This window comes from Bradyrhizobium guangzhouense, from assembly GCF_004114955.1.
Taxonomy (GTDB): Bacteria; Pseudomonadota; Alphaproteobacteria; order Rhizobiales; family Xanthobacteraceae; genus Bradyrhizobium; species Bradyrhizobium guangzhouense.
Genome location: NZ_CP030053.1, coordinates 916,232 through 942,309 on the forward strand (window position 1 = coordinate 916,232; position 26,078 = coordinate 942,309).

General features: G+C 64.1%; 29 protein-coding genes and 1 pseudogene. 15 read left to right on the forward strand and 15 right to left on the reverse strand.

The genetic code is table 11. The features are described from left to right. Nucleotides 1–186: 186 nt before the first annotated feature. Nucleotides 187–447 (forward strand): PepSY domain-containing protein, encoded by a 261-nt coding sequence (locus tag XH91_RS04430; RefSeq protein ID WP_128949454.1) that lies wholly within the window; start codon nt 187–189, stop codon nt 445–447. 131 nt (nt 448–578) lie between these two features. Here the strand turns inward: XH91_RS04430 and modC are convergent, their stop codons facing one another. The 5 genes from modC to mepA all read right to left on the reverse strand — a co-directional run bounded on the left by modC (nt 579) and on the right by mepA (nt 4,583). Further along, entirely contained in the window at nt 579–1,241 is a 663-nt protein-coding gene (modC, locus tag XH91_RS04440) for a molybdenum ABC transporter ATP-binding protein (RefSeq protein ID WP_128949455.1), read from the reverse strand. Between the two features lie 2 nt (nt 1,242–1,243). Beyond that, a complete protein-coding gene (gene modB, locus XH91_RS04445) occupies nt 1,244–1,939 on the reverse strand; it encodes a molybdate ABC transporter permease subunit (RefSeq protein WP_128949456.1) in 696 nt (231 codons plus the stop codon). A gap of 13 nt (nt 1,940–1,952) precedes the next feature. Beyond that, on the reverse strand, nt 1,953–2,732 hold the full coding sequence (gene modA / locus XH91_RS04450) for a molybdate ABC transporter substrate-binding protein (RefSeq protein WP_128949457.1): 780 nt from the start codon (nt 2,730–2,732) through the stop codon (nt 1,953–1,955). A 177-nt stretch (nt 2,733–2,909) separates the two neighbouring features. After that, entirely contained in the window at nt 2,910–3,413 is a 504-nt protein-coding gene (locus XH91_RS04455; RefSeq protein ID WP_164934112.1) for a hypothetical protein, read from the reverse strand. 225 nt (nt 3,414–3,638) lie between these two features. Then, entirely contained in the window at nt 3,639–4,583 is a 945-nt protein-coding gene (mepA, locus tag XH91_RS04460; protein WP_128949458.1) for a penicillin-insensitive murein endopeptidase, read from the reverse strand. A 467-nt stretch (nt 4,584–5,050) separates the two neighbouring features. Between mepA and XH91_RS04465 the strand changes: the two genes are divergently transcribed. After that, complete coding sequence (locus XH91_RS04465) at nt 5,051–7,216, forward strand: putative bifunctional diguanylate cyclase/phosphodiesterase (RefSeq protein WP_128949459.1); 2,166 nt, start codon at nt 5,051–5,053, stop codon at nt 7,214–7,216. Here XH91_RS04465 and XH91_RS04470 read toward each other — a convergent pair. The 4 genes from XH91_RS04470 to XH91_RS04485 form a co-directional block, all read right to left on the reverse strand. Further along, nucleotides 7,213–8,040 (reverse strand): adenylate/guanylate cyclase domain-containing protein, encoded by an 828-nt coding sequence (locus XH91_RS04470; protein ID WP_128949460.1) that lies wholly within the window; start codon nt 8,038–8,040, stop codon nt 7,213–7,215. The genes XH91_RS04465 and XH91_RS04470 overlap by 4 nt on opposite strands. A 132-nt stretch (nt 8,041–8,172) precedes the next feature. Further along, complete coding sequence (locus tag XH91_RS04475; protein ID WP_128949461.1) at nt 8,173–8,658, reverse strand: hypothetical protein; 486 nt, start codon at nt 8,656–8,658, stop codon at nt 8,173–8,175. Between the two features lie 114 nt (nt 8,659–8,772). Further along, the gene (locus XH91_RS04480) at nt 8,773–10,737 is read right to left on the reverse strand and encodes a methyl-accepting chemotaxis protein (protein WP_128949462.1); all 1,965 of its coding nucleotides are present in this window, start codon (nt 10,735–10,737) and stop codon (nt 8,773–8,775) included. Nucleotides 10,738–10,941: 204 nt separating this feature from the next. After that, nucleotides 10,942–12,096: an acyl-CoA dehydrogenase family protein gene (locus XH91_RS04485; protein WP_128949463.1), complete on the reverse strand. Its 1,155-nt coding sequence runs from the start codon at nt 12,094–12,096 to the stop codon at nt 10,942–10,944. A 198-nt stretch (nt 12,097–12,294) separates the two neighbouring features. Between XH91_RS04485 and XH91_RS04490 the strand changes: the two genes are divergently transcribed. After that, complete coding sequence (locus tag XH91_RS04490) at nt 12,295–13,938, forward strand: amidase family protein (protein ID WP_128949464.1); 1,644 nt, start codon at nt 12,295–12,297, stop codon at nt 13,936–13,938. Nucleotides 13,939–13,950: 12 nt separating this feature from the next. Here XH91_RS04490 and plsY read toward each other — a convergent pair whose 3' ends face one another. Next, nucleotides 13,951–14,637 carry a glycerol-3-phosphate 1-O-acyltransferase PlsY gene (gene plsY / locus XH91_RS04495; RefSeq protein WP_128949465.1) on the reverse strand — a complete coding sequence of 229 codons (687 nt, stop codon included), beginning with the start codon at nt 14,635–14,637 and terminating at the stop codon, nt 13,951–13,953. 181 nt (nt 14,638–14,818) lie between these two features. Between plsY and XH91_RS04500 the strand changes: the two genes are divergently transcribed. The 4 genes from XH91_RS04500 to XH91_RS04515 all read left to right on the forward strand — a co-directional run bounded on the left by XH91_RS04500 (nt 14,819) and on the right by XH91_RS04515 (nt 18,171). Continuing rightward, nucleotides 14,819–15,844 carry a serine hydrolase domain-containing protein gene (locus XH91_RS04500; RefSeq protein WP_164938245.1) on the forward strand — a complete coding sequence of 342 codons (1,026 nt, stop codon included), beginning with the start codon at nt 14,819–14,821 and terminating at the stop codon, nt 15,842–15,844. Between the two features lie 143 nt (nt 15,845–15,987). Beyond that, on the forward strand, nt 15,988–16,950 hold the full coding sequence (locus XH91_RS04505) for a tetratricopeptide repeat-containing protein (protein ID WP_128949467.1): 963 nt from the start codon (nt 15,988–15,990) through the stop codon (nt 16,948–16,950). 69 nt (nt 16,951–17,019) lie between these two features. Then, nucleotides 17,020–17,550: a hypothetical protein gene (locus XH91_RS04510; protein ID WP_128949468.1), complete on the forward strand. Its 531-nt coding sequence runs from the start codon at nt 17,020–17,022 to the stop codon at nt 17,548–17,550. 204 nt (nt 17,551–17,754) lie between these two features. Further along, nucleotides 17,755–18,171, forward strand: coding sequence for an SRPBCC family protein (locus tag XH91_RS04515; RefSeq protein ID WP_128949469.1), 417 nt, complete (start codon nt 17,755–17,757; stop codon nt 18,169–18,171). Between the two features lie 129 nt (nt 18,172–18,300). Here the strand turns inward: XH91_RS04515 and XH91_RS38685 are convergent, their stop codons facing one another. Next, entirely contained in the window at nt 18,301–18,612 is a 312-nt protein-coding gene (locus tag XH91_RS38685; protein WP_164934110.1) for a hypothetical protein, read from the reverse strand. Between the two features lie 262 nt (nt 18,613–18,874). Here XH91_RS38685 and XH91_RS04525 point away from each other — a divergent pair, with 262 nt between their 5' ends. Continuing rightward, a complete protein-coding gene (locus XH91_RS04525; protein ID WP_245470910.1) occupies nt 18,875–19,099 on the forward strand; it encodes a DUF3551 domain-containing protein in 225 nt (74 codons plus the stop codon). Between the two features lie 111 nt (nt 19,100–19,210). Further along, nucleotides 19,211–19,426: a DUF3551 domain-containing protein gene (locus XH91_RS04530; RefSeq protein ID WP_245470909.1), complete on the forward strand. Its 216-nt coding sequence runs from the start codon at nt 19,211–19,213 to the stop codon at nt 19,424–19,426. A gap of 32 nt (nt 19,427–19,458) precedes the next feature. Here XH91_RS04530 and XH91_RS04535 read toward each other — a convergent pair whose 3' ends face one another. Beyond that, nucleotides 19,459–19,704: a hypothetical protein gene (locus XH91_RS04535; RefSeq protein WP_128949472.1), complete on the reverse strand. Its 246-nt coding sequence runs from the start codon at nt 19,702–19,704 to the stop codon at nt 19,459–19,461. Between the two features lie 203 nt (nt 19,705–19,907). Between XH91_RS04535 and XH91_RS04540 the strand changes: the two genes are divergently transcribed. The 3 genes from XH91_RS04540 (at nt 19,908) to XH91_RS04550 (ending at nt 22,611) form a co-directional block, all read left to right on the forward strand. Continuing rightward, nucleotides 19,908–20,597, forward strand: coding sequence for an aspartate/glutamate racemase family protein (locus XH91_RS04540; RefSeq protein WP_128949473.1), 690 nt, complete (start codon nt 19,908–19,910; stop codon nt 20,595–20,597). Nucleotides 20,598–20,901: 304 nt separating this feature from the next. After that, nucleotides 20,902–22,032 (forward strand): sensor histidine kinase, encoded by a 1,131-nt coding sequence (locus XH91_RS04545; protein WP_245477276.1) that lies wholly within the window; start codon nt 20,902–20,904, stop codon nt 22,030–22,032. A 327-nt stretch (nt 22,033–22,359) separates the two neighbouring features. Then, complete coding sequence (locus XH91_RS04550) at nt 22,360–22,611, forward strand: DUF6894 family protein (RefSeq protein ID WP_128949474.1); 252 nt, start codon at nt 22,360–22,362, stop codon at nt 22,609–22,611. Nucleotides 22,612–22,809: 198 nt separating this feature from the next. Here the strand turns inward: XH91_RS04550 and XH91_RS04555 are convergent, their stop codons facing one another. From XH91_RS04555 to XH91_RS04565, 3 genes are all read right to left on the reverse strand, one after another. After that, nucleotides 22,810–23,952, reverse strand: coding sequence for an alpha/beta hydrolase family protein (locus XH91_RS04555; protein ID WP_128949475.1), 1,143 nt, complete (start codon nt 23,950–23,952; stop codon nt 22,810–22,812). 147 nt (nt 23,953–24,099) lie between these two features. After that, entirely contained in the window at nt 24,100–24,312 is a 213-nt protein-coding gene (locus XH91_RS04560; protein ID WP_128949476.1) for a hypothetical protein, read from the reverse strand. Between the two features lie 38 nt (nt 24,313–24,350). After that, nucleotides 24,351–25,037 (reverse strand): CBS domain-containing protein, encoded by a 687-nt coding sequence (locus tag XH91_RS04565; RefSeq protein ID WP_128949477.1) that lies wholly within the window; start codon nt 25,035–25,037, stop codon nt 24,351–24,353. A gap of 129 nt (nt 25,038–25,166) precedes the next feature. Here XH91_RS04565 and XH91_RS04570 point away from each other — a divergent pair, with 129 nt between their 5' ends. From XH91_RS04570 to XH91_RS04580, 3 genes and pseudogenes are all read left to right on the forward strand, one after another. After that, on the forward strand, nt 25,167–25,616 hold the full coding sequence (locus XH91_RS04570; RefSeq protein WP_128949478.1) for a baeRF12 domain-containing protein: 450 nt from the start codon (nt 25,167–25,169) through the stop codon (nt 25,614–25,616). 24 nt (nt 25,617–25,640) lie between these two features. Further along, nucleotides 25,641–25,766, forward strand: a pseudogene (locus XH91_RS04575) (universal stress protein); the annotation flags it as partial. 26 nt (nt 25,767–25,792) lie between these two features. Continuing rightward, nucleotides 25,793–25,975, forward strand: coding sequence for a hypothetical protein (locus tag XH91_RS04580; RefSeq protein ID WP_128949479.1), 183 nt, complete (start codon nt 25,793–25,795; stop codon nt 25,973–25,975). Nucleotides 25,976–26,078: the final 103 nt, after the last annotated feature.

Below are 26,078 nucleotides of genomic sequence, written 5' to 3' on the forward strand. Positions count from 1 at the left end.
CGAACTAGTAGCGCGATGGATTCCGGGCTCGTGACTTTGTCACGCCCCGGAATGACAAGGATCCCGCCACCAAATCGCCGCAACCGCCGATGATTTGCGCGGCTTCGTGACTCCTGGTTCCGGAACGTCTCGTGGCGTCGTCCGTTCTAGCCGCGTAACGGTCAACGCATCTGACAGGAGCAACCCATGCGTAAACTCATCCTGCCCGCCATCGTCGCGATCGGCCTCGGCTCCGCGGCGCCGGCGCTGGCCTATGACAGCGGCGATCAGCTCTCGATGCAGGCCGCGCTCGACGTCGCCGCCGACATCGGCGTCATGACCATTTCGCAAACCGAGTTTGCCGGCGACGAATGGCAGATCGAGGGCCGCGACGGCAGCGGTCGCTGGATGGAAGTCGACGTCGATGCGCGAACGGGAGACGTCCGCAACGTCGATCGCGGCTGGTAGTCTCCTCCCTGTCATTGCCCGCGAAAGCGGGCAATCCAGTATTCCAGAGACGGTTGTGATTCAACTGAGAGGCCGCGGCGTACTGGATGCCCCGCCTTCGCGGGGCATGACGGCGGTGTTGAGGCGGGCTACTAGGTCAGCACCTTGACCCCGCCGAACGACGTCACGCGGCCCTGCCTCAGCATCACGATCTGCGTCGCGAGCTGGCGCAGTTCGGCGGCGTCGTGGCTGACATAGACCATGGGCACATTGGCCTCGTCCCGCAGCCGCACCAGATAGGGCAGGATCTCGAGCTTGCGGGCCTCGTCGAGCGCGCCGAGCGGCTCGTCGAGCAGCAGCAGACGCGGCTTCGACAACAACGCGCGGCCGAGCGCGACGCGCTGGCGCTCGCCGCCCGACAGCTTCCCCGGACGGCGATCGAGCAGTGCGCCGATGTCGAGCAGTTCGACGACGCGCGCGCGCTGGGCGGCATCGGGCGCGAGGCGGTTCATCCGCCTTCCGTAATCGAGATTCTGCGCGACGTCGAGATGCGGAAACAGCCGCGCGTCCTGAAAGACGTAGCCGATGCGGCGGCGCCATGTCGGCACATGAATGCCGGCCGCGATGTCATCGACAACATCGCCGTCGATGACGATGGTGCCGCGGTCGGGCCGCAACAGCCCGGCGATCATGTTGATCAGCGAGCTCTTGCCGGCACCGGACGCGCCGAACAGGCCGGTGACGCGGCCTTCGCTGGTGAAGGTCGCGTGCAGCGAAAACTCGCCAAGCTGCTTTTCGACGTCGACGCGCAGCATGGTCAATTCCCGTGCAGGCGCGCGGTGGCGCGGCGGGCAAACCATTCGGCGCCGATCAGCGCGCCGAGCGCGAGCACGATCGAGACGATGACGAGCCGGCCTGCCGCCGCGTCGCCATCGGGCGTCTGGATCAGCGAATAGATCGCGGACGAGATCGTCTGGGTCTCGCCGGGAATGTTGGAGACGAAGGTGATGGTGGCGCCGAACTCGCCGATCGCCTTGGCAAAGCCGAGCACCATGCCGGCGAGCACGCCGGGCAGCGCCAGCGGCAGCGTCACCGTGAAGAACACCTTGAAAGGCGCGGCGCCAAGCGTCTCGGCAGCCTGCTCGAGCTTGTGGTCGATCGCCTCGATCGACAGCCGCATCGGCCGCACCAGCAGCGGAAACGACATCACGCCACAGGCGAGTGCCGCGCCAGTCCAGCGGAAGGCGAAGACGATGCCGAGATGATCGGCGAGGAAGCCGCCGACGAGGCCGCGGCGGCCGAACGTGAGCAGCAGCAGGTAGCCGGTGACGACAGGCGGCAGTACCAGCGGCAGATGCACGATCGCATCGAGCACCGACTTGCCCCAGAAATCCCTGCGGGCAAGCAGCCACGCCAGCGCAATGCCGAACGGCGTTGCCACCAGCGTCGCGATGATGGCGACCCTGAGCGAAAGCAGGATCGCCGTCCATTCAGCGGGAGAGATGTCGAGCATCAAGTCGTAAGAATCAGGTCGTCGGGCTGATCAGGAATTTGAAACCGTACTTTTCCAGAATGGTCTTGGCCGCCGACGTACGCAGGAAGGCGAGATAGTCGTTGGTCTCGCCCTTCGCCGTCGTGGTCGCCGCCACCGGATAGATGATGGCCGGATGCGAATCCGCCGGGAAGGTGCCGACGATCTTCACGCCGGGCTCGACCTTGGCGTCGGTGGAATAGACGATGCCGAGATTGGCCTCGCCGCGCGCCACCAGCGTCAGCGCGGCGCGCACGCTCTCGGCCATGGCGAATTTCGGCTCGGCGGCCTGCCAGGCCCCCAACTTCTCCAGCGCCGCCTTGGCATATTTGCCCACCGGCACCGACTTGACGTCGCCGGTCGCGATCCTGCCGTCGCCGGCGAGTTTTGCGAGGTCGAAGCCTTGCGCGATGGTGACGTTGTTGATCTCTGAATCCTTCGGCGCGATCAGCACGATGCTGTTGCCGAGCAGGTTGACTCTGGAAGCTTCGTTGATGGTCTTCTTGCTGGAAGCATAGTCCATCCAGTCGGTGTCGGCGGAGACGAACACGTCGGCCGGCGCACCCTGCTCGATCTGCTTTGCCAGCACGGAGCTTGCGGCATAGCTGACGCTGAACTTGATTCCGGTCTTGGCGGTGTAGGCGGCATCGACCTCATCGAGCGCGTTCTTCATCGAGGCGGCGGCGAACACCGTGATGGTCTTGTCCTCGGCGCTGGCAGGCGAGAGGCTCGCGAGCATGAGCAAGGCAGTGAAAAGTCCGGCGATACGATACATGAGTGGCGCTCCGTGCGAGCCCGCGCGCGCAAAAGCACGCGCAGTTCTGGCGTTGGGTGGTTGGATCGCGACGGGCGGAAGCGCTGTTCCACGGGCCCCCGCGACGGCTTACGGCCGGCAGGGAGATCGCAGGCGCGAGGATAGCAGGCCGGCGCCGCAGGTCAAAGCCAGACCCGCTTATTGGGCCGGCAGGATCGAAATCGACAGCGAATTGTCCTTGGCGCCGCTGATCTGGAGCACGAACGGCTTGTCCGACAGCTCGTATTTCATGGTCTTGCGGATGCCGTCGCAATCGGTCGCGCCGCTGAAGGCCACGGGTTTGAGGAAATGCCCGTCCTGGACCAGGTCGACCCAGGCGCCCGAGGACAGGCTGATGGTGTAGAGCCCGGCCTTCGCCGCCTTGATGCTGGTGAAGCCGGCAAAGGTGCCGTCCTTCGGCGCGCGCTCGGGCGGCGAGGGCAATCTTGCCTCCTGCGGCCTGACCAGCCCCAGCGTGATGGCCGAGGACGGGATGGCGGCCTGCTCGGCTCCCGAGGCGAGCCTGGCACGGTCGGGCGCGGTCAGCGCGACGCGGTCGCGCTCGATCGGCCATTTGAACTTGTCGCAGCCGCTGGGCTCCTCCGCGGCAAGAGCGGAGGTCGCGCTGATCGAGAGCACGGCAAGCAGGGTGAGGACGCGCATGTCAAATCTCATCATTGGCACGCCGGGCGCGCGGCTTGCAGTCAGGTTTTGTCAGAGGGCGGGATGCGCATCCCGAAAATGCCGCGGGCTTACGGCCGCGCCGGCAGGGCGGATGTTAGCGCATTTGGGAGGAATCGACCAACCAACGAGTTCGTCATCCCGGGCTCGCTTCGCGCCGCGGGACGACAGCGGTGGGTAAGGCGCCAGCCCGGCCTACCACACGCCCTACGGCTTCGCATCGGCTGCGTGCAGCACGGCTTTGCAGGCCGCCGGCATCTGCGCCAGCGTCATCGGCGGCTTCGGCTTCGGCGGCTCCGGCGGCGGCTTGGGATGCAGCACGCCTTCGCTGAACCAAAAAGCGAAGTCCGAGGGCTTGCAGCCCTCGTCCTCGGATTGCGACGGCTGGCCCTTGCAGTCGCTGGCGCCCGCCGGGCAGCGCATGCGAATGTGGAAGTGATAGTCGTGGCCCCACCACGGCCGGATCTTCGACAGCCAGGAGCGATCGCCCTTGGCCTCGCGGCACAGCGCCTTCTTGATCGCGGGATTGACGAAGATGCGCTGCACCGCCGGCTCCCGCGCCGCATCGCGCAGCACCAGCACGTGGCCAGGGGTGAACACTTTCGGATCGATGTCGAGGCGATCCTCGCGCACCATCATCACCGCGGACATCTCCTCGCGCTCCTCGCGCGAGAGCCGGTGGTCCGGCATCGGCGTCAACCAGATGTCGGCGTCGAGCCCGATCTGATGGCTGGCATGGCCTGATAAGGCCGGTCCACCGCGCGGCTGGCCGATGTCGCCGACCAGAATGCCCGGCCAACCCGCATCCTTGTGAGCCTTGGCAGAAAGGCGCTTGATCAGCGCGATCATGTCGGGATGGCCCCAATTGCGGTTGCGCGACAGCCGCATCACCTGCCAGGTATCGCCGTTGAGCGGCATCTGCTGGGCGCCGCCGATGCAGCCCTTCACATAGGAGCCGATGACATGCGCCGGCCCGGTCGAGGGCAGCAGTTTTCGCGCGAACAGCTCCTTGGCACCGATCTTGGGATCATCAGGATTGGCCAGCGGCGGCAGCGGCTTCGGGTCCACGCTGCCCTTGTCCTGGGCCAGCGCGCCGTTGGCGGCCAGGAATGTCATCACAAGCAGGAGAGGGGCAATGCGGCAGGGACTCATGCTGACACTCTTATATCTCATCGCGGAGCCAATGCCGCACGCGGCGAGGCGTCCAACACGACATTTAATTTTCCAGCCGGATCATCCCAAAGTCGCATGCCGGGCCGTTCTTTAACGGCGCGATAACGCTATCCTGCATTGACCAAAATTCGTGCGCGGAGCGAGATGCGCTTGCGTCCTGCATGCAAGCGGCGTCTGTTCCGGAATTGATTCATGGAGACTGCGCGTTTTTGCGTCTCCTCTCTCGCCGATCGCAACCCGGAAGCAGGTTCGACGCGTCTGACGACGCTTCCCGCGCCTCGCAAACAGGCAAAACGGTCCGGCGCTCGGCCGCGCCGCACGTGCCGCCGCCGGCCAAGATTACTTTTCTTTCAGACACTTGGAGCAAGACTTGCGGCCGCTGGGCGCGGCTAGGACGTGTGAAGTTGAGTTTGGGGTCCAAAAAAACAAAAAAGCGAAAGCAGGGCGTGATCGCGGGGCGACGTCAGCGCAAGCCGCGCTTTGCGCGCGCGCCGCATCCACCCGCCGAACGCGATCAGCTCGTGCAAAGCCGCGCGGAAGCTGAAGCCGCCATCGCGGAAGCCCGCAGGTCGCATGAGCGGCTGCGTCAGGCCGTCGATCTCTTGCCGCAAGGCATCGTCATCCTCGATCCCGAAGGCCGCTACGTTCTCTGGAACAAGCAATACGCCGAGATCTACAGCAAGACCGCCGATCTGTTCAGGGAAGGCGCGCGGCTGGAAGACACGCTGCGCGTCGGCGTGGCCCGCGGCGACTATCCGGAAGCGGCCGGTCACGAGGACGAATGGATCGCCGCGCGGCTGAAGAAGCTCTACGAGCCCGGCAAGCGCCACGAGCAGACACTGTCCGATGGCCGCGTCATCCTGATCGAGGAGCGCCGCACCGATGACGGCGGCGTCGTGGGCCTGCGCGTCGACATCACCGAACTGAAGCAGCGCGAAGCCTCGTTCCGTCTGCTGTTCGACGGCAATCCCGTGCCGATGATCGTCTGCGCGCTGGACGACGAGCGCATCCTCGGCGTCAACGACGCCGCGATCGCCCATTACGGCTACAGCCGCGCTGAGTTCGAGAAGCTGAAGATCCGCTCGCTTCAGGCCTTCGACAGCGAGCCACCCTGGACCATCGATCGGTCCAGCGAGGAGCAGGCCGCGCGCACCTGGAAGCACGTCAAGGCCGACGGCGCGCTGATCGACCTTGCGATCTATTCCCGCGAACTGACCTATGCCGACCGGCCCGCGGTGCTGCTCGCGCTGATGGACATCACCGAGCGCAAGCGCGCCGAGGCGCGGCTCGCCTTCATGGCCCAGCATGACGGTCTGACCGGCCTGCCGAACCGCAATCTGTTGCGCCAGACCATCGACGAGATGCTGCTGCATACCCGCCGCAGCTCGGAGAAGGTCGCGGTGCTGATGCTCGGGCTCGACAATTTCAAGTCGGTCAACGACACGCTGGGGCACGCGGTCGGCGACAAGCTGCTGCGCGGCGTCGCCAAGCGGCTGCGCTCGACCTTGCGCGAGGAAGATGCGCTGGCGCGGCTCAATTCCGACGAGTTCGCGATCGTGCAGAACGGGTTGACGCGGCCCGAGGATGCGGTGGGCCTCGCCAAGCGCCTGCTCGAGGCCATCGCCGATCCCTATCTGCTCGACGGCCATTCCGTGGTGATCGGCGCCTCCATCGGCATCGCGATGGCGCCTGCTGACGGCGATGAGTCCGAAAAGCTGCTCAAGAGTGCCGGCATGGCGCTGTCGCGCGCCAAGCTGGTTGCGCGCGGCAGCTTCGCCTTCTTCGAGGCCGCGTTGGACGCCAAGGCGCAAAGCCGCCGCAAGATCGAGGTCGAGCTGCGCGACGCGATCCAGAACGACGTGCTGCGCCCCTATTATCAGCCGCTGATCGACCTCCAGAGCGGCCGCATCACCGGCTTCGAGGCGCTGGTGCGCTGGCCGCATGCCGAGCGCGGCATGGTCTCGCCAGCCGAGTTCATTCCGGTCGCGGAAGAGACGGGGCTGATCAATCCGCTCGGCGGCCTGATGCTGCGCCGCGCCTGCCTCGATGCCGCGACCTGGCCGGACGACGTCCGCGTCGCCGTCAACCTGTCGCCGCTGCAGTTCCGCAGCGGCAATCTGCTCTCGATGGTGACCGACGCGCTGAAGCATTCCGGCCTGCCGCCGCGCCGGCTCGAGCTCGAGATCACCGAGACGCTGCTGCTGGAGAAGAGCGCGCAGGTGCTGGCGACGCTGCATGCGCTGCGCGCGCTCGGCGTACGCATCTCGATGGACGATTTCGGCACCGGCTATTCCAGCCTCAGCTATTTGCGCAGCTTCCCGTTCGACAAGATCAAGATCGACCAGTCCTTCGTGCGCGGTCTCGCCGCCAACCGCGAGGCGCAGGCGATCATCCGCTCCATCGTCAGCCTCGGCAAAGGCCTGGGGGTCATCATCACCGCCGAGGGTGTCGAGACCGAAGCGGAGCTGAGCTGCCTCCGCGCCGAAGGCTGCGACGAAGGTCAGGGCTTTCTGTTCAGCAAGGCGCGTCCGAATGCCGAGATCATCAGCCTCTTGGCGGCGCAGCGCGGCATCGACGCCGTGGACGACGAGGACTCCGCGCTGGTGGCCTAGCGCTTGAGATTCTGTCCTGGTTGACCGGACACCGTCGTGACATAAGCATCGATGGGATCGTCATAGCCCTTGAGCGTGAGGTTGCGCCGCTCGGCGGACATGTTGGCCGGCGCACCATCCCAGACCGCGGCACTGATGACCGCTTCGCCGCCCTTGGCCGTGGCGACCAGCCGCGCGCAGAAGTTCATGGGATCGCCAAGCGCGGCAAATTGATAATTGCCGTCCTCGACGCCGATGGAGCCGACGAAGGTCCGGCCCGCGTGCACGCCGATGCCGATGGAGAGCCATGGGCCCGCGGGATCGCTATGTCCGGTGGCGCGGAGTAGCGCAAGGGCGGCCTTGATCGCGTGCCGACGATAGTCGCTGCCGGAGAAGCCCGGGAGGTAGATTCCGATCACTTCATCGCCGACCATCTTGTCGACGACGGCATCCGTCCTGGTGAACACACCAGTTGCGATCCGGAAGAAGCGCTGCATCAGCGCGGCGAAGGCGGCCGGGCCGAGGCGCGCGGCAAGCTGGGTCGATCCGCGCACATCGGCATAGAGCATGGCGATGTCGATCTCGGCGCCGCCGCGCTCTTTCGCCAGCACCGCCTCGCATTGCTCGCAAAAGTGCGGATTGCGCCGCCAGGGCCGGAAGCCGGCCAGGCGCAACGCCGGCGCGGTGAATCCGTCGAAACCCACGCAGCAGAGCCGGCAGCGATCGCTGGCGGTGGGTGACAACGCGCGCATCACCTTGCGGCCACGGCGCAGCGCAGGGTGCTGGCCGGACAGCATCTGTTGCCAGAACAGGTTACGATCCTGACCGTCCGCGGGCTCCGACATCTAACTTCCGGATGGCTGGTGTGAAGTTAGTGTTCGCCATCGTAGTGCAGCTATCGCGAGCCAGCAATGCGCCTTGTTTTCCGGCGCAGCCGGGTCGCTGCGCCGGTGGTCTGACGTTCGAGAGGTTCGCTTCTAGTAGCCGGAGTAGGGGCCGGAGGGCGCGCAATAGTCGCCACCGTAGCCATAACCATATCCGCCGCCATAGCCGTAATACGGCTCGGAGCTGTAGGCGGGATAGCCGCCGCCATAGGTCCCGCCGTAGTAGCCACGGTAGCCGCCGTAATAGGCGCTCGCGATTCCAGCCCCGACGACGGCACCTGCGACACCATAGCCGAGGCGACGGTACCCATTACCACGATAGCCGTAGCCACGATAGCCGTAGCCGCGATAGGCGAGGCCACCCCGATAGCCGTAGCCGCCGCGATAGCCCCATCCGACGCCGCGATAGCCATAGCCGCCGCGGTAGCCATAGCCCCAGCGCACGTCTGTGGTGGCAGGATCGACCATCGATTTCATCGCCGCCACGGATGTCGGCATCGGGCCCGCATGGGCCCCGGTGACGAGCAGAGCAGCGGCAGCAGCGAGAACGGCAGTACGCAGAGAACTCGAGGACCTCATGATCATCTCCGTGCTGTGCGGCAGCGCTTCTGCGCGGCCATCGACAGTCTATTCGGAGGAAACCCGGCTGGGGAGGGTTTGATTTAAATCAAGCAGATCATGATCGCGGACGGCCTACGCCGCGCGCAGCCCCGCCAGGAACGTGTCCACGCTCTTCATCAGCGCCGAAGCATGCTGGCCGAGCTCGCCCGAGGCCACCATCACGTCGCCGGCGAGCGCCCGCGACTGATCGGCCGCCTGGCTTGCGCCGGCGACGTTGGCCGAGACTTCCGTCGTGCCGGTGGAGGCCTGCTGCACGCTGCGGGCGATCTCCCGCGTCGCCGAGCCCTGCTCCTCGACCGCGGCGGCGATCGTGGTGGCGATGCCGCTGATCTCGCGGATGGTGCCGCTGATATCGGAGATCGCGGTGACGCAGTTGCCGGTCGCGGCCTGGATCGCGTTGACTTGGGCTGCGATCTCGTCGGTCGCCTTGGCGGTCTGGCTCGCCAGCTCCTTCACTTCGGAGGCGACCACCGCAAAGCCGCGGCCGGCCTCGCCGGCGCGGGCCGCTTCGATGGTGGCATTCAGTGCCAGGAGATTGGTCTGGCTCGCGATCTCGCTGATCAGGCGGAGCACGTCGCCGATGCGCTCGGCGGAGGCCGCAAGGCTCGTGACCATTTCCGTCGTCTCGGTGGCCTTGACCACCGCGCCGCTCGCGACCTGGCTGGAATGGGTGACCTGGCGGCCGATCTCGGTGACGGAGGAGGCAAGCTCCTCGGTCGCAGCCGCGACCGCGTTGACGCTGGTCGAGGCTTCTTCCGACGCCGTCGCTGCGGCCGAGGCGCGCTGCGAGGTGCCGTTGACGCTGGAGGTGATCTCGCCGGCGACATTCTGCATGCCTTCGGTCGCCTTGGCGACGGCGGCAACCACGCCCTTGACGTCGGCCTCGAAGCGCTCGGCCATCTGGCGTTGCAGCGCCTGTTTCTCGATCGCGGCCCTGGCCTTGTCGGCCTCCTGCGCCTCGCGCAGCGAGCCAGCCTCGAGCATGCTCTGGCGGAACATTTCGACCGCCTTGGCCATGGTGCCGAGTTCGTCCGGCCGCTCGCTGCCGGGAATGGTGACGCTGGTGTCGCCGCTCGACAGTCGGTTCATCACGCCCGTGATCGCCGTGAGTGGTCGCGACAGGCCGCGCCCGAGCAGGAATGCCAGCAGGATGGCGACGGCGAGAATCGCGATCGTGCCGAGGATCAGATTGCGCTCGGACGCCGCGAAGGCAGCCTCATACTCGGTCGTGTCCTTGATGATTTCGAGCACGCCGACCGGCTGCCCGGCATAGTTCTTGATCGGCCCGACATAGACCTCGACCGGGTGGCCGTCGAGCTCGGCCTCGCGCAGCAGCGGCGCGCCTGAAATCACGGCCTTCAGCTCGTCCGGCTTGGCGACGGCGTTCTCGCCGAAGGTCGACGACAGCTTGTTCAGCGAGGCGCCATCGACGGAATAGACCGCCAGGTCGATGCCAAAACGCTTCCTGGCGCGGTCGACGAATTCCTTGCCGAAGGCGGCGCCGATATCGACATTGGCGAGGTTCTTGCCGTCGCGCACGATCGGCGTCATGCCGAAGATGCCGAGCGCCTCGCGGCCCGGCTCGACGCCGACGATCTGCCGGCCGGTCTTGAGCGCCTCGACCACCGTAGCGCGGCGCCCGGAGACGTCGTCGCCGAAAGCCTTGGGGGAGTGGACGCGATAGAACGAGACCGCGGGCGGAAGCTGGAAGGTGATCAGCGGAATGCCCTGGGCCTTCAGCGCCTTGTTGGCGTCACCGAGCAGGCCGCCGAGCGCGTCGCGGTCGCCCTTGACGATGGCGTCGCCGACCGGCGGCAGCGCCGCGATCACGGCGGAGACGGCGAGAGCGGAACGTCCCTCATAGTCGATGGCTGCGATCACGCTCTCATATTGCAGCTTGAGCTGCTGATCGAGCGCCATTCGCGTCAGCGCCCGCTGCTGGGTGATCGAGAAGCCGGAAAGGATGGCGCAGGCCACCGCAACGGTCAGGGCGATGGTGAGAATCAGGCGGGCCGCAATCGACTTGAGTTTCAGCATCGAGAATTCCCGGCATTCCAAGACATTGATTGTTGGTTTTGCCGAACGGTCGCAGAAATTGCTTAACAACAAGGGTGTCGTGCCTCCGTCTTTCAACGGAGGCGCTAGCATGCTTTTGCATGACTCGTCGCAATGAGCGCACGAGAGGGCCGGTTGCCGAATCGTGACACGAGACAAAGCGCCGCAGCTTCGCCGTTCGCGCGATCAACGTCCTTCGGCGAGGATCATCTTACCGACATCTTCAAAATGCGTGTCCCGCGCCTGGATCTGCTGGGTGATGGCGTGCATGTCACGAAACCGTCGCTCGAACGGATTGCTGCGGAAGACCGCGGTGGCGCCGGCCATGCGATAGGCAATGTCGACCACGTCGGCCGATTGCTGGATGGTCCAGGTCGCGGCGAGCCTGACGGCGCTGCGATGCGCCGGGGTGAAGACGCCGGATGCCGACAGGTCGCGCCACATCGCATGCGCCGTCCCGTAGAGATAGGCGCGCGCGGCGCGCAAGTCGCCCTCGGTGCGGCCGATCAGGCCCTGGACCGCCTGGTTGTCGCGCATCGCGCTCGCCGCCAATGACTGGTGCTTGGCGCGCGCCAGCGCGATCGCCGCATCCAGCGTCGCGCGCGCGAGGCCGAGCGAGACCGCGGCAAAGCCGAGACTGTAGGTCGAGCCGGTCGGAAGCCGGTAGAGCGGGCCCGGCTCGCGCAAGGCTTCCGGCACATCGCGAAGCGCGGCGAAGCGGTCGGGGATGAAGAGGTCATTCACCTCGTAGGAATTGGTGCCGGTGCCGGCGAGGCCGATCGCCTGCCAGACGTCGTGCATCACGGCACGCGTCAGCGGAAACAGCAGCGTGCGCAGCTCCGGCGACCCATCGGCAGTTTTCCGAGGCGTGCCGTCGGCATTGACGATGCGGACATGCGCGCCGAGCCAGCTCGCCTGCGGCGAGCCCGAGGCAAAGTCCCACCGCCCCGTGACGCGGTAGCCGCCCTCGACCGCGCGCGCCTCATGCGCCACCGCCCCCCAGGCCAGGATGCCCGGCGCGGTGTTGAAGATCTCGTGCGCGCTTTCGTGGTCGAGCGCGGCCGCGATCATCGCACAGACGCTGTTTTGGCCGAGGCACCAGGCCGTGGACGCATCGGCCTTCGCGATCTCCTCCAGCATCTCCATGAAGATCTCGGGCGGCGCTTCCGATCCGCCGAGGCTTTGCGGCAGCAGCGCGCGGTAAAGCCCGTTCCCGATCAGCGCATCCACGACACCAGGCGTCAGCCGCCGCGTGCGCTCGATCTCGTTGGCCGCATCGGCAATCAGCGGCGCGACGGCCCGCGCCCGGGCAACGAGATCAACTCCGGCAGTTCCATCCATATCGGCGTTTCCTCGCCCCTTCTTGTGTGAGCGGTGAAACGCGATGGTGGTCTATTTGGTGGAGACGATCAAGGTCACATCCAAAATCCGCAGCCTCTCGTCGCCCGGATGGATCGTGCGATCCATCGTCGCTTGGCTTGTCGCGCGATCGGGATAAATGCTACGTTTTGTAGCATAGAAGGGTCCCAAGGGCGCGTCATGAAGCAGCCAATCCGCCGCAATGCGGTGCCGCCCGAGCTGGGGCTCGAGGACGCGCCGATGAGCGATATCATCGAGGCCCTGGCCGGCGGGCGCGTCACCGCGACGGCGCTGACAAAAACCTATCTCGCGCGCATCGCGGCCTATGATCGCGGCGGGCCGGCGCTGAATTCCGTCCGTGCGCTCAATCCTGAGGCGCTCGCGATTGCAGGCAAGCTCGACGGCATCAGGCCGTCGGCGAAGCGGCCGCTCGCCGGCGTCCCGATCCTGGTGAAGGACAACATCGCGACATCCGACCGGCAGCCGACGACGGCGGGCTCGCTGGCGCTGGAGGGCGCGCGTGCGAGGCGCGATGCCACGGTCATCAAGCTGCTGCGCAAGGCCGGCGCGGTGATCCTCGGCAAGGCGAACCTGACCGAGTTCGCCAACTTCATCGCGTTCGAGATGCCCTCGGGCTATTCCTCGCTCGGCGGCCAGGTGAAGAACCCTTACGCGCCGGCGCTGATGGCTGATCACGATGTCCCGGTCGTGACTCCCGGGGGCTCGAGCGCGGGGTCGGCGGTCGCCGTGGCGGCAGGATTGTGCGCGGCCTCGATCGGCACCGAAACATCGGGCTCGCTGCTGTATCCCGCCAGCCAAAACGGGCTGGTTACGGTCAAGCCGACCGTCGGCCTGATCAGCCGTGCCGGCATCATCCCGATCGCGCATAGCCAGGATACCGCGGGACCGATGACGCGCACCGTGCGCGATTCGGCGCTGCTCCTGAACGTGCTCGCGGCCAAGGATCCGCGCGATCCCGCCACGGCGCGGCAGCGACGGCCAGCCGATTACACCGCCGGCCTCGCGCGTGATGCGATGAAGGGCGCGCGCATCGGCGTGCCGAGCGACCCGGCCGACCCGCTGAACGACCGCTATTACGGCAAGCTGCAACCCGGATGGGTCAAGGTGATGACCGAGGCGATCAAGGTAATGGAGGATCTCGGTGCCGTCATCGTGCGCGCGAACATGCCGACATCAGGCTGGATCGGCGGGCCGGGCACCGGCATGCCTGTGCTCAATCGCAATCCGCTGAGCAGCAACAGGGGCAATCCGACGGGCGCGCCGATCGTGTTCGTCTACGAGCTGAAGTACGGTCTCAACCGCTATTTGACGGATTGGGCGAGCAATACCGACATCAAGACCATGGCCGACATCATTGCCTTCAACGCGGCTAACCCGAAGAAGGCGATGCGCTTCGGTCAGGACCTGTTTCTTGCTGCCGACCTCACCAAAGGCGATTTAAGCGAGCGCGAGTACAAATCGGCGCGTGCGATGGATTTGCTCTCCGCCAGGACGCGCGGCATGGACGCCTATATGAACCAGCACAAGCTCGACGCTGTGCTGTTCCCCGGCAGCAGCGGCTGCGTGATCTCGGCAAAGGCTGGCTATCCGAGCGTCCTGGTGCCCGCCGGCTTCGTCTCCGGTGCCGACGGCAAGGAGACGCCAGACTATCCGCTCGGCATCAGCTTCGCGGGCCGCGCCTGGAGCGAGCACAAGTTGTTGCGGCTCGCCTACGCCTATGAGCAGGCCTCGCAGATGCGCAAGCCGCCACCCGGATTGCCGGCGCCGATCTCGCCAGCTTCACCGCTGCGCTTCAGGCCGTGAATTGACCGCTCATCAGACCTGCGCCCTCGCTTGCACCTCCGGGCTGCTCTGCCCGAGGCGCGGCTCGGTGCCTGCCAGCAGCCGCTGAATGTTGGCGCGATGGCGAACGATCACGTAGAGGCTGCCTGCAATCACCAACAGCCGATAGGGCAGCGGGTGCGGTAGACTGCAGACGAGGATGATGGCCGTCACCGCTGCGAGCATCGAGCTCAGCGAAACAATCCTGAACATCGCCAGCACGATGCCGAAGACCGCCGCTATCCCCAGTCCCACGGGCCACGACATCGCCAGCGCCACGCCGAGCCCGGTCGCCGCGGATTTGCCGCCGGTGAAATTCAGCCAGATCGAGCGGCCATGGCCCAGCAACGCGGCGATGCCGGCGAGGCTCACCCCCCATGGCGCCCAGGCTTGCAGATCGGCCGCGGTCGGTGCGCTCGGAGACAGCACGCCATATAGCCAGGGACAGAACCAGCGGCCCACAAGGATCGCAGCCACGCCCTTCAGCACATCGATGACGAGCACTGCCAGCGCGGGCCATTTGCCGAGGGTCCGCAGCACATTCGTGGCGCCGGTCGATCTGGAGCCGTGCTCTCTGATATCGATACCCCCAAGCAGTTGTCCGGCCAGATAGCCGGTGGGAATCGAGCCCAGCAGATAGGCGATCACCAATCCGGCAGCGCTCGCGATCCAGAAAGCCATAGAGATGTGTCCAATGTCCGCGAATGCACTCTAGCGCGGACGTCGTGAGATCGCCATCGTCCCTCTGTTCGTGCAGCGTCTGCCTGAAATGAAGGCTCTTCCCGAGCCTGCAACGCCGCAAAACGGTCACACATCGAACGGCATCCTTGCGATGTCGTCGTGGGGAATGGTGGGGCCTGACATGCGGACATGGACCAGCGTCGTTGCAGCCGTGTGTACCGTGATCTTCAGCCCCGTCAGAGCCGAGCCTGCATCCAGCTGCGGCCTTCCGCAGGAAATCCACGACGGATGGACGATGTCTGCGCCGGAGAAGCAGGGGCTGAACGCGGCGCTGCTGTGTGCGATGGATGAGGGCATCCGCGGCGGCAAGCTCGCCAATGTCGACGACATCGTCGTCATCAGGCACGGCGTGCTCGTCTACGAGAGCTACTATGACTATCCGCATCAGCTCAATTACGACGCGACCACGCGGCACAACGGCTATTCCATGACCAAGAGCGTGGTCTCGCTGCTGGTCGGCATCGCCATGGATCGCGGCCTGATCAAGGACCTGGACGCGCCGATCGCGTCGTACCTCCCTGATTATGCGGGCCTGCGCGCATGGGACAAGGATCGCATCACGCTGCGGCATCTGCTGACGATGTCGGCGGGATTAAGCGCCGAGAGGGCTCCCGCCGTGTCCTTCCAGTACAACAATGCCGAAACCGAGCTGATCGGCACCATCCTGAAGAAGCTCACCGGAAAAGGCGTCGACGTGCTCGCTCAGGAGAATATCTTCGCGCCGCTCGGGATCGAGGATGTCGCGTGGTACAAAAACCCGGTGAGCGGTCTTCCGACCTCGTCGAGCGGATTGAGCCTGCGGCCGCGCGACTGGGCGAAGATCGGCCAACTCGTGCTCAACCGCGGGGTCTGGGACGGCAAGCAGATCGTTTCGGCCTCCTGGATCGAGCGATCGACGGCCGAACACATCACGACGGACAAGGCCGCGTTCGGCTATGGCTATCAATGGTGGATAGGGCATTCGCCGGACAAGGACAGCACCATTCAATGGGCCGCTGCGCTCGGCTTCAATTCCCAGAAGACCATCATCATCCCCGCGCTCGACATGGTCGTCGTCTTCAACGCAGGACGGGAATCCAGGAACATGGTCGCGCCCGAGCTGGACCTGCTGGATCGCTATATCCTGCCGGCGACCTCGCGGGATTGATGGGGTCGCGGCGGCCGGAAGGCGAACATCGGAGCGTCTGCCGCCCCGGTAAACTCCGGTCGCCCCATCCGCATTGAACCTGTCCGCCCTCCAGGCGCACCAAAACCACTGAAGCCCCTGATGTCAGTGGTGAGGAACGCGCGATGAAGGCCCTGAAAGCATCGATTTGTGTTGTCGTCACCGCGCTCGCGCTGAGCTTGTCGCCGGGCACGCCGTCTCATGCAAGCGAGGACGAGGCGGGCACGCTCACCCGGCAGATGAAGGAGCTCTATCGGGCCGGCAAATACACCGAAGCGCTGCCGCTCGCCCAGAAGGCGCTGGCCCTTCGCGAGCAGGAATTCGGGCCCGACGACGCCATGGTCGCGATGCCCCTGAATGACCTCGGCACGATCCACTACAATCTCGGCCAATATCCGGTTGCCGAGCTGCTGTACAAGCGCGCATTGGCGATCAGGGAGAGGACGCTCGGCCCGGAGTCGACGGAAGTTGCAACCGTCCTGAACAATCTGGGCGAGCTCTACCGCGTCGAAGCGCATTATGCGGACGCAGAGCCGCTGCTGAAACGGTCGATTGCCATTCGCCAGAAGGCGCTCGGGGCCAACGATCCCTCCATCGTGATGGCCATGAGCAACCTCGCTGCGGTCTACAGCAGCCAGGGGCGCTACGACCGGTCGGAGCCGTTGTTCAAGCGTGGCCTTGCCATTCTCCAGAAGGCGAACGGCCCCGACGATCCCGAGGCCACCGTCCTGATGAGCAATCTCGCCGATGCCTATATCCACGGGCATCGCTACGCCGATGCCGAGCGGCTGCTCAAGCGCGCGATGGCGGTGACCGAGAAGGCGTATGGACCCGATCATCCCGACATCGCCCAGGCGCAGAACAATCTGGCGACGCTCTATGCGCGGCAGGGGCGCAACAATGATGCCGAGCGGCTGTACAAGCAGTCGGTCGCGACGTTCGAGAAGACGCTCGGTCCCGACCATCCTGACCTCGTCGATATCCTGGATAACCTCGCCGCGTTCTACAAGGACCAGGGCCGCTATGCCGATGCCCAGCAGTTGTTCAAACGGTCGGCAGCGATTCGCGCGAAGGCACGGCCGATCTGAACCGGCCGGCGAGGCCAGCCGAGCTGCCTTTCCAGTGAGGCTCATCGCGGATCGCGTTGAAAGATTGCCATGACGACGCCTGCAAGACTGCTCGGACTTGTCGCCCTGCTGCCCTGGCTCGGATTGTCTGCCGCAACGGCGGCCGGGGGTCCGTCAAAGGATATCCTGAGTGGCGCATGGAGGCTCGACATGGACCGCGACGAGCGACCATGGCTTACTTTTTACGACACCAGCCGCAAGACGGTGTTTCGCTTCGGCTGCGGGACGCATTACGAGCTCGATGCGGTCTATCCCGGCGAGGCGCCGAAGCAGGATCACACCGGGGCCACGATCACGATCGGCAACGGCAAGACGCAGATAGATTTTGCCGGCTTCACCTACGCCGCCCCCGAAAATTTTCCGCCTGACACCTCGTGGTTCAACCAGGCGGATCTCGGCCACCCCGAGCTCACTGATGACATCTGGCGCGCGCTGGAAGACCAATTCCTGGATCTTCTGGCCTCCGGGCAGCCGCTGACGGTCTCTGCCGAGGGCAAGAGCTATAGTCTGCCGCCGACCCACGCGTCGCGCTGGCGGGCACGCTTCAAGAAGGTCTGCTGACGCGCCGGCCGCAAGCAGGCTGTCCTTCGTGGCGATATTTATTTCGAACTTTTTTATCGCATTGACGGCTCGGCCGTGTCGGCATGGAGGGGTCTCGACCGTCCTCGGGTGGACATATCGCCGAAGTGCAGTCGACAAATCCTGCGCACGGGCCGCGATGGCGTCGCCACGAGCCGTCAAATATCGAACTGGAGCCATTCCCCCATGAGAATTACCGTCGAAACCAGCGTCGCCGCCCCGATCGATCAGGTCTGGCGTGCCTACACGACGCCTGCCGACATCGTGCAGTGGAACGCCGCGTCGGACGACTGGCATACGACCAAGGCGACGGTCGATTTGCGCGAAGGCGGCGACTTTTCGTCCCGCATGGAGGCCAAGGACGGCAGCATGGGTTTCGACTTCGCCGGCACCTACACGAAGATCCTCGAGCACAAGCGGATCGAATATGCGTTCGGCGATCGCAAGGCCGAAGTGGATTTCGTGCCAGGCCCCAAAGCCGTCATCGTCCGCGTCGCCTTCGATGGCGAAACGACCCATTCGGTCGAGCAGCAGCAAGCCGGCTGGCAGGCGATCCTCGACAGCTTTGCACGATATGTCGAGGCGAAGCAGCAGGCGTCGTAAGGCGCCAAGACAGTTAAGGCCAAGGACAGTCAAGGCCAAGACAGTAAAGACAGGAAAGAGGCTGCCGGGCACGGCTCGGCAGCCTCTTTCGTGTTGGGATCACAAGGTCGGGATCACAAGGCAGACAGGTCAGCGACGGGTGGGATCGTTGCTCCTGCCGGGATGAGGATTCTGGGGTCCGCCGGCACTGCTGCTTGCACCTGCATTGCTGCTGCCACTGGCGCCAGCGCCCATGCCGGTCGTGCCGCTGCTCGATCCGGTGCCTGCCGCGGAGCCGGCTGCGCCGGTCCCTACGCCGGCGCCGCCTGTTCCGGCACCTGCACCTGCACCTGCGCCGGCACCCGCTCCGCCGGCGCCGCCGCCCGCCTGCGCGTGGGCGAAACCGATCGACGCTCCGGCAAGCAACGCACACATGGTCAGCGAGAAAATCGTCTTTCGCATCGTTCAACTCCGTTTGACGTTGTGCGGGTCAACCGAAGCCCCACGTGGACGTTCCTATGCGGACGTTCCTGAACCGATGGTGATCCCAAGTGATAGGTGAGGAACGATGTCGTGCACTTCAGGATTGACGCTTGCCCTTTTCGGGAACAATTCGTAAGCCATGTGCAGCCGACCGGCGACCTTTGGCAGGCTCCAGCATTTTGCGGCGCGGTTGGCTGACATGATGGAGGATCTCATGCGAATCGCCATTCTGGTTGTTGTCATGGTGGCGGGGCTTTCGTCCGCAGCGCGCGCTGAGCGTGACTATCCCTGGTGCGTCATGGGCGGAGAGCTCGGCTATTCCGGCGACTGCATGTACGAGACGCGAGAGCAGTGCCTGGCCTCGGCCTCCGGACGATGGAACCTCTATTGCGATATCAACCCGCGCGTGAGGTACAGGCAACCAGCTCCGCCTCCGCCTCCGCGCCGGACGCAAAGGTCGCAGTAACGCCTGGCTGGCATTCAGCGGCGGCGACATCCGCTGCGGCAAGCAGGATCTGCAAATCCCCGGAGTTTCATGATGCGCGCGCTTCCCTTTCTCCTCCTGGCCCTGATCGCAATGTCTGCGCCCACGCCAGCCTCGGCTCAACGGTTCAACGGCAATTACCCGGTGTGCCTCCAGAGATGGGAGTGGGGCGGCGCCACTTATATTTCCTGCCAGTTTAGTTCGTGGGAGGAGTGCAGGGCGACCGCTGCGGGCCTTCCCGCCATGTGCTTGCTGAACCCTTATGTGCAGCAACGGCCGCCTGAGCCGGTCCGCGCTCCGCGCCGATAGGCGCGATTCCGGCGGCAAGCGCTTCGGTCCCATCAGCACCCGCGACAGATGCCGCTGATCTTGCGATCGATGATCGCATCCTCCTGATCGAGGATGTCCTGCGGTCCCATCGTCGTTGCGGGAACGTCTGATAGGTGCGGTTGGCGGTGGCCGACCGGTGCCGTCCAAGGTCTGGTGGTCGTTTCCTTGCCGATCGCCGACGGGTGGAAGGATTGCGCCGACACGGTGCCCATCGTCGATAGCAGCGCGAGCGCAACCAGCAGCTTCGAGGTGATCATGAACGCCTCCGAATGGCTTACGCGCGGGATGCGCGGTTCTGACATCAGGATTTGCGTCGAGCGGCCGTTATTCCTGACCTAGCGGAGGCGTGATGTCGCGGCCCGGCAAGCGCAACTCCATCTCCGTCATCCCTGCGCGTCGCGATGGCGCACGCCGTCGCCCTCGTCTACGATCCGGATCGTCCATCTCGAAAGGCACTGACATGCAAACCATTGGGTTGATCGGCGGCATGAGCTGGGAGAGCACCGCGCTCTACTACAAGCTCATCAACGAGCGCGTCCGCGATCGCAAGGGCAAGCTGCATTCGGCGCCGCTGCTGATGTATTCCTACGACTTCCAGGGCATCAAGGAGATGCAATATGCCGGCCGCTGGGCGGAGGCGGCGGCGAGCCTGGCGGAGGTGGCCAAGCTGCTCGAAAACGCCGGCGCCCGCGCCATCGTGCTGTGCACGAACACGATGCACAAGCTCGCGCCCGGGATCACGGCGAGCGTGAGCATTCCCTTCATCCACATCGGCGACGCCACCGCGCAGCGCATCCGGGCCAGGGGATATCGCCGGGTCGGGCTGCTCGGCACGAAGTTCACGATGGAGGAGGATTTCTACATCGATCGCCTGAAAGCGCATGATCTCGACGTCCTGATTCCCTCCGCCGACGAGCGCGCGGAGGTGAACCGCATCATCTACGACGAGCTGTGCCTCGGAATCGTCGCCGATGCCTCGCGCCGCCGCTATCAGGACGTGATGGCCGCGCTGGTCGCGCGCGGCGCGGACTGCATCATCCTCGGCTGCACCGAGATCACGATGCTGGTCGGTGCTGCCGATACGTCGGTCGAGACGTTCGACACGACAGCGATTCACGCCGAGACGGCGGCCGATTTCGCAATCGGGTGAGGCAGGCCCCGAGGGGTTTGAGCAGTGCTTCGTGGAGATGGGCCCAGGGGCAGCTTGGCCTGTGATGTCGCCAGTTGGCCCGACCTTCGCTTGGAGAGCCGCAACGTCTGCTTTCGGGAGACGGCCGACCAAGGTGACGCCCCCTGCTATGGGCAGCTTGTGACCCAACTCCGACATTCACGATACTTGTGGCCGGGGGCGCTGTCTGCTTCAGTGGAAGGTACTCAGGGAATGGTTGGCCGGCTTCCCAAATGTCGCTTTTGCCCCGGCGAACATTGCCCCGTAGGGAACTTTGGCTTTAGGCTTGGCGGACAAGCGTCCGAGTGAGGGTGAAGTCATGGGCGGGGAGATAGTCAGCGGCTTCCTGGAGGGAGGCGGCGAGATGGGCGCTTTGACGAGGGAGTTTGACTGGTCAAAGACGTCGCTCGGCCCGCCGGAAACGTGGCCGCAAAGTCTTCGGGTTACCGTGCGGCTCGTCCTCACTTCGCGCCACCCCATGTTCATTTGGTGGGGTACGGAACTCATCCAATTCTATAACGATGCTTACCGCGAGACGATGGGTCCCGAGCGGCATCCAAGCGCTTTAGGCGCGCGGGGCCGCGAGTGTTGGGATGAGATATGGGACATCATCGGTCCTCAGATCGAGTACGTCATGGCAGGTAAGGGGGCGACCTGGCATGAGGACCAACTCGTACCGGTAACGCGTCACGGTCGTCGTGAAGATGTCTGGTGGACTTATAGCTTTGGTCCAATCGATCTCGAAGACAAAATCGGCGGTGTGCTTGTCGTCTGCAGGGATGTCACCTCCGAGCACATGGCAAGGGAAGCGCTGAACCTCATCAACGAAGAGCTGAAGCATCGCGTCAAGAACACTCTTGCAGTGCTTAGTGCCGTGGCCAGCCAGACATTTCGCGACGCCTCGAGCAAAGCCGATCTCGAAAAGTATCAAGAACGACTTGGCGCGTTCGGACGTGCGCACGACCTGCTTACAGCAGCAAATTGGGCTGCCGCGCCCCTTCGAGACGTAGTCGGCGCCGCGCTGAGCCCTTATAGAACGGGCGAAGGACGGATTGCGGTTTCGGGTCCTTCGCTTGTTGTCAAATCGAGACAGGCTCTCGCTCTCTCCTTGGCAATCCACGAGCTTGCGACCAATGCCTTGAAGTACGGCGCGCTGAGTGTCACGAGCGGCCGCGTGTCGGTCACATGGACATCAGAACAGGATTCGGGTGCGCCAAAGTTCGTTTTCGTCTGGCAGGAGTTTGGGGGCCCACCTGTGTCGGAGCCAGCCGGTGTGGGCTTCGGTTCGCGCCTTATTTCCAGGGTATTGAAAGACGATTTCAGAGGCTCGGTTGAAGTGTCGTATGGATCAACCGGACTGATTTGCTGCCTGACTGCCCCCCTCGAAAATCTAGGAAGTTCTTCGGAAGAGCGGTGAAGGCTCTCTTGCTTAGCCATTGTCTCGCCAAAAGTTAAAGGGCGCTCTCGGGTCCACCGATATTGACACCGTACTTCCGGCTCTGGCCCGTAGCCGCCTCGTCATGATTGCCGTTGCGTCTGCTCTTGGTGGTAGACGGGAAAAGGAGCAGGGCTAAGCTCCACAGCAGCTATTGAAACGAACGTTTTCCGGGCGTGAACATTGTTCCTTCTACTTGGAACGATGTCTCTTCAGAGTAGTTTTCGGTCATCACAGCCCGGACCGTGGCTTTTACCTGTGATGAGAACGCTTCGATTGCGCTCCCGCCCCGAGCAGGAAGGAGGCGCGATGCCACGATTTCAATTTAATGTCTATGACGGCAACGACAGCCTCGACACCGAAGGAACCGATTTGCCGGATTTGCGAACCGCGCAAATAGAAGCCATTGCGATGGCAGGTGGCATCTTGCGTGAACGCGCTCGCTTTATACGGCTCGATGATGATTGGCGCATGGAAGTAACGGACGATACCGGCTTGATCCTCTTCCGGCTTGACTTCCAGATCGTCGGCTCAGCGGCAATATCTGGCCAGAAGAAGTAAGGCCGTCTCAGTTGGCGGCCTCTTCATATAATAGCCACGTCGGCTTGTGGCCCACAGCGTCGAACGTGACGCTCACTTTACCGTCGGCTGTTTTGGAAAGACCGGACGTGGCTGCGGGCATATCAAATCGACGCTCATGACCCAGAACGGAAGTGCGATCTCCTGTAACGAGCCGATGCAGTCAGATTGTATTCCGGTCTAACCAGACGCCAACGCTTGGCCTACGGCGTAGAGCGAGCAGTCCTTCCAAGCCGCTACGCACAAGCGCATGGCCTCTGCCTTGGCCCCCTCGGTCGTTCGTTGAGCCGAGGTAACCGATGAACAATGACCCTCACGGTTCCACGCAAATGCCTTTACCTCCGTGCGGGCACCTACGTAGTATTCGAAGTAACTTGAGCACGCCGCATTAAGCGGTGTCGGCGCTGGAATGGGAGCCATTGGAGCGACTTCAGCGACCATCGAGGTCGGCAGGTGCAACCCGTTCAGAAACGTTTCAACGGAAGGCCACCATAATTCGGCGGGCCCCATCACGACCATTGGATGGCCATCGACACCAAAAGGTGGGAGGACTTTCAATTGTCCGGGAGCGCCGGAAGCGACGTAGGCCTCAAACATGCGTCTCCCCAAAGCCGCCGGAATGTAGTGGTCGTTCTCCGAATTGATCCAAAGCGCAGGCACCTTTGCAGAACGGCCAAAAATACCGGCGTCCTCTACAATATTGTTCGGACTACAAACCAAGTCGGGACCGGCCGACCCGTGACCGCCTGCGAAATTCAGGATGCCGACAACGCCGGCGGGATTGGTGGCAGCGGCAGCGGTCACCGCAAAACCTCCCGTCGAATGGCCTACCAGCAAAACCCGATCCGGGTCCGCCCAAACCTCACCACGGAGCGTAGCAACCGCCCCAGTCACGTCCTCGGCCGCTATTTGTCCGACAGCAAGATAATCCCGATTGTTGCACGTTCCTGAAAGAGTTTCGGCGAATTGCCCTTCTGAACGACCAAATCCGCGACGCATGATCGACACTGCGGCGTAGCCATGCTGTGCAAACGCTATGGCGGCATTGATAAGATCAGTCGGCGATTGTTGAGCCATCGCAGATCGAAGCATTTGACCAGTGGCACGCACCGTGCCGTGGACCAACAGGGCAAGTGGAAAACGTCCCGACCGATCAGGACGGATGACCATCGCCTCGAGACGGACCCTGCTTCCATCAGCAAGGGCAACAGGCAGCATTAGGTTTTCATGAACAAAGCCCGGTAGGACACTGTCGGCCTCGGCTGGCGATGCCAAAAGCGCGAGCAGCGCGAGCAGCGCGATCGCGCGAAACGGCCGCCCCATTGCCCTCTCCCAAATTAGAAGCCTTGGTCCGAACGACACGCTGAGATTGTAGGGGGGCCGGATAGATGTGACAAGGATTTGCGTAGCATCACTTCCGCCACTGGCCCATAGCCGACGAAGATCGGTCTCCGTTGCCGTCGCACGAGGTCATGAAGGGAAGTCGGCCGGCTGCACGTCGATGCGATCGGCGTGCAGCGACCAGTCTGCAATCTCACGAAGCTCGCAGAACTGCCGTTGAGCCAGCGACGCCGCCTCGGTTGCATCGCGTGCATCGACATCAACGGTACGCTGGCACACTTCACAGGATTTCCCCTGGTCGCCGATGACGTTCTTGAGGAAACGGACGGTAAAGTGGGCCATCTCTAGCTCGTTTCGTTGTGCTTGCGTGCCGGTCTGCGTCAATAGACGAAGGCGGGAGTTTGCAGCAGGTGGTCATTCACCGCCACCACGCCGGGGATCGCTTCGGCGGCGACGCGAATGGCCGTGCGTTCCGCGAGCGTCGGCGCGAAGCCCCAGATATCGATCACGCCATTCTGCACGGTCGCATTCAGATTGAACGTATGGGCCCAGGGTTGCTTCCTGACCTCCTCGAAGAATCTCTTTCGGATGGCTGAATCGGGCAGCGATATCTCGAGCTTCGGTCTGCCGCTCGCGATCGCCTGGAGCAGGTTGGCCCGGCTGACGATTCCGACGAGCTGGCCTTCCCCGTTGACGATCGGAACGCGCTTGATCTGACGCTCTTCGAGAAGCATGGCGATCTCGTGCAGGGGCGTCTCGGGCGCAGCGGTCGCCACATCCTGCGTCATGATGTCCTGCACCATGGTCGCGTGCGACTTGACGTAATCGGTCGCAAGTTGGGCATCGCCGGTCAACAGGCGCAACCACCAGGAGGACGAGCGTTCGGTTCCGCTCTCGACCCTGTGCAGCAAATCGCCTTCACTGACGATGCCCAAAACCTTGTTGTCGGCATCGACGACCGGGACGGCGCTGATCCGACGCTCCAGCAGCCTTTGTGCGACCTGGCGGACGGTTGCGGTCGGTTCAACCGTAACCACCGGTGATACCATCACGTCTCGCGCTTGCATGGCAGACCTCCCGATCGCCTCTCACCTCGAACAATCCTGCCTGATCGGGAATGGCGCGGTTTGATCGGGATCAAGCAGCGCAGGCCGCCCGGCGATAGAAATTGAACATGTCCCGAAAGGAGGTCGAAAATGACCACGATCCCACATCGTGCAGTCGTGTTCGTTGGCGACGGACGGAAGGCGCTGTTCCTGCGCAATGAGGGCGACGCGCAAGTCCCGAACCTGAAGGTAGAGACGGTGTTCGAGAGGGAGAATCCGCCCGCACATTCCCAAGGCAGCGATCGACCCGGCCGGGTCAGCAAGGGCCCGCATTCGGCTCAGCGGAGCGCGGTCGAAATGACCGATTGGCACGAGCTCGAGGAGGAGCGCTTTGCGAGGCAGGTCGCGGCCGCCGTGGAGCAGCTCCTTCGCAGTGAGCAGGCGACCGCCCTCATTGTCGTGGCGCCACCCCGCACGCTGGCGGAGCTTCGCGCGGCCTTCCATGACGACGTGAGGCGTCGGATCATCGCCGAGCTCGACAAGGACCTCACGAAGCACCCGGTGGGCGACATCGAAAAGCATCTGCGGGACGCGGCATGAGGCTATTTCGTTCGGTTGGCCTCCGAGCTCGGCGCCGACCTCATTGTCACCGGCGGTTATGGACACGGCCGGTTGGGGGAATGGATCTTTGGAGGCATGACACAAACCCTGCTGCAACAGGCTCCGGTCTGCCTGCTGATGTCGCATTGAGAACCGGCACGACAGGAGAAGGCAAGATGGACAAAGACAATCGGGCGGCGCAAGAGAACGCGGCCGAGCGAAAGGCAGAAAAGCCCGCACACAATCGCGATGATCAGGCGATCGCAACCGGGCAGCACGATCGCACGATCAAGCAGGCCCTCGAGGACGACGAGGTGCGTGAAGTGCTGAAGCTACACAAGCGGGGCAAGCGACCGTAGCTGCGGAGCCGTTCAAGCGGGCAGATGGCCGCTGGAGCGAGAGCCCGCGTCCACGCGTGGTCGCCGGCTGCACCGCTGCCATGATGGCACCATACCCCTGTTT

What these genes read in the sequence shown, in the direction of transcription:
- XH91_RS04430 (WP_128949454.1), top strand. Translation starts at nt 187, where the DNA reads ATGCGTAAACTCATCCTGCCCGCCATCGTCGCGATCGGCCTCGGCTCC.
- modC (WP_128949455.1), bottom strand. Translation starts at nt 1,241, where the DNA reads ATGCTGCGCGTCGACGTCGAAAAGCAGCTTGGCGAGTTTTCGCTGCAC.
- modB (WP_128949456.1), bottom strand. Translation starts at nt 1,939, where the DNA reads ATGCTCGACATCTCTCCCGCTGAATGGACGGCGATCCTGCTTTCGCTC.
- modA (WP_128949457.1), bottom strand. Translation starts at nt 2,732, where the DNA reads ATGTATCGTATCGCCGGACTTTTCACTGCCTTGCTCATGCTCGCGAGC.
- XH91_RS04455 (WP_164934112.1), bottom strand. Translation starts at nt 3,413, where the DNA reads ATGCGCGTCCTCACCCTGCTTGCCGTGCTCTCGATCAGCGCGACCTCC.
- mepA (WP_128949458.1), bottom strand. Translation starts at nt 4,583, where the DNA reads ATGAGTCCCTGCCGCATTGCCCCTCTCCTGCTTGTGATGACATTCCTG.
- XH91_RS04470 (WP_128949460.1), bottom strand. Translation starts at nt 8,040, where the DNA reads ATGTCGGAGCCCGCGGACGGTCAGGATCGTAACCTGTTCTGGCAACAG.
- XH91_RS04475 (WP_128949461.1), bottom strand. Translation starts at nt 8,658, where the DNA reads ATGAGGTCCTCGAGTTCTCTGCGTACTGCCGTTCTCGCTGCTGCCGCT.
- XH91_RS04480 (WP_128949462.1), bottom strand. Translation starts at nt 10,737, where the DNA reads ATGCTGAAACTCAAGTCGATTGCGGCCCGCCTGATTCTCACCATCGCC.
- XH91_RS04485 (WP_128949463.1), bottom strand. Translation starts at nt 12,096, where the DNA reads ATGGATGGAACTGCCGGAGTTGATCTCGTTGCCCGGGCGCGGGCCGTC.
- XH91_RS04490 (WP_128949464.1), top strand. Translation starts at nt 12,295, where the DNA reads ATGAAGCAGCCAATCCGCCGCAATGCGGTGCCGCCCGAGCTGGGGCTC.
- plsY (WP_128949465.1), bottom strand. Translation starts at nt 14,637, where the DNA reads ATGGCTTTCTGGATCGCGAGCGCTGCCGGATTGGTGATCGCCTATCTG.
- XH91_RS04500 (WP_164938245.1), top strand. Translation starts at nt 14,819, where the DNA reads ATGCGGACATGGACCAGCGTCGTTGCAGCCGTGTGTACCGTGATCTTC.
- XH91_RS04505 (WP_128949467.1), top strand. Translation starts at nt 15,988, where the DNA reads ATGAAGGCCCTGAAAGCATCGATTTGTGTTGTCGTCACCGCGCTCGCG.
- XH91_RS04510 (WP_128949468.1), top strand. Translation starts at nt 17,020, where the DNA reads ATGACGACGCCTGCAAGACTGCTCGGACTTGTCGCCCTGCTGCCCTGG.
- XH91_RS04515 (WP_128949469.1), top strand. Translation starts at nt 17,755, where the DNA reads ATGAGAATTACCGTCGAAACCAGCGTCGCCGCCCCGATCGATCAGGTC.
- XH91_RS38685 (WP_164934110.1), bottom strand. Translation starts at nt 18,612, where the DNA reads ATGCGAAAGACGATTTTCTCGCTGACCATGTGTGCGTTGCTTGCCGGA.
- XH91_RS04525 (WP_245470910.1), top strand. Translation starts at nt 18,875, where the DNA reads ATGGTGGCGGGGCTTTCGTCCGCAGCGCGCGCTGAGCGTGACTATCCC.
- XH91_RS04530 (WP_245470909.1), top strand. Translation starts at nt 19,211, where the DNA reads ATGTCTGCGCCCACGCCAGCCTCGGCTCAACGGTTCAACGGCAATTAC.
- XH91_RS04535 (WP_128949472.1), bottom strand. Translation starts at nt 19,704, where the DNA reads ATGATCACCTCGAAGCTGCTGGTTGCGCTCGCGCTGCTATCGACGATG.
- XH91_RS04540 (WP_128949473.1), top strand. Translation starts at nt 19,908, where the DNA reads ATGCAAACCATTGGGTTGATCGGCGGCATGAGCTGGGAGAGCACCGCG.
- XH91_RS04550 (WP_128949474.1), top strand. Translation starts at nt 22,360, where the DNA reads ATGCCACGATTTCAATTTAATGTCTATGACGGCAACGACAGCCTCGAC.
- XH91_RS04555 (WP_128949475.1), bottom strand. Translation starts at nt 23,952, where the DNA reads ATGGGGCGGCCGTTTCGCGCGATCGCGCTGCTCGCGCTGCTCGCGCTT.
- XH91_RS04560 (WP_128949476.1), bottom strand. Translation starts at nt 24,312, where the DNA reads ATGGCCCACTTTACCGTCCGTTTCCTCAAGAACGTCATCGGCGACCAG.
- XH91_RS04565 (WP_128949477.1), bottom strand. Translation starts at nt 25,037, where the DNA reads ATGCAAGCGCGAGACGTGATGGTATCACCGGTGGTTACGGTTGAACCG.
- XH91_RS04570 (WP_128949478.1), top strand. Translation starts at nt 25,167, where the DNA reads ATGACCACGATCCCACATCGTGCAGTCGTGTTCGTTGGCGACGGACGG.
- XH91_RS04580 (WP_128949479.1), top strand. Translation starts at nt 25,793, where the DNA reads ATGGACAAAGACAATCGGGCGGCGCAAGAGAACGCGGCCGAGCGAAAG.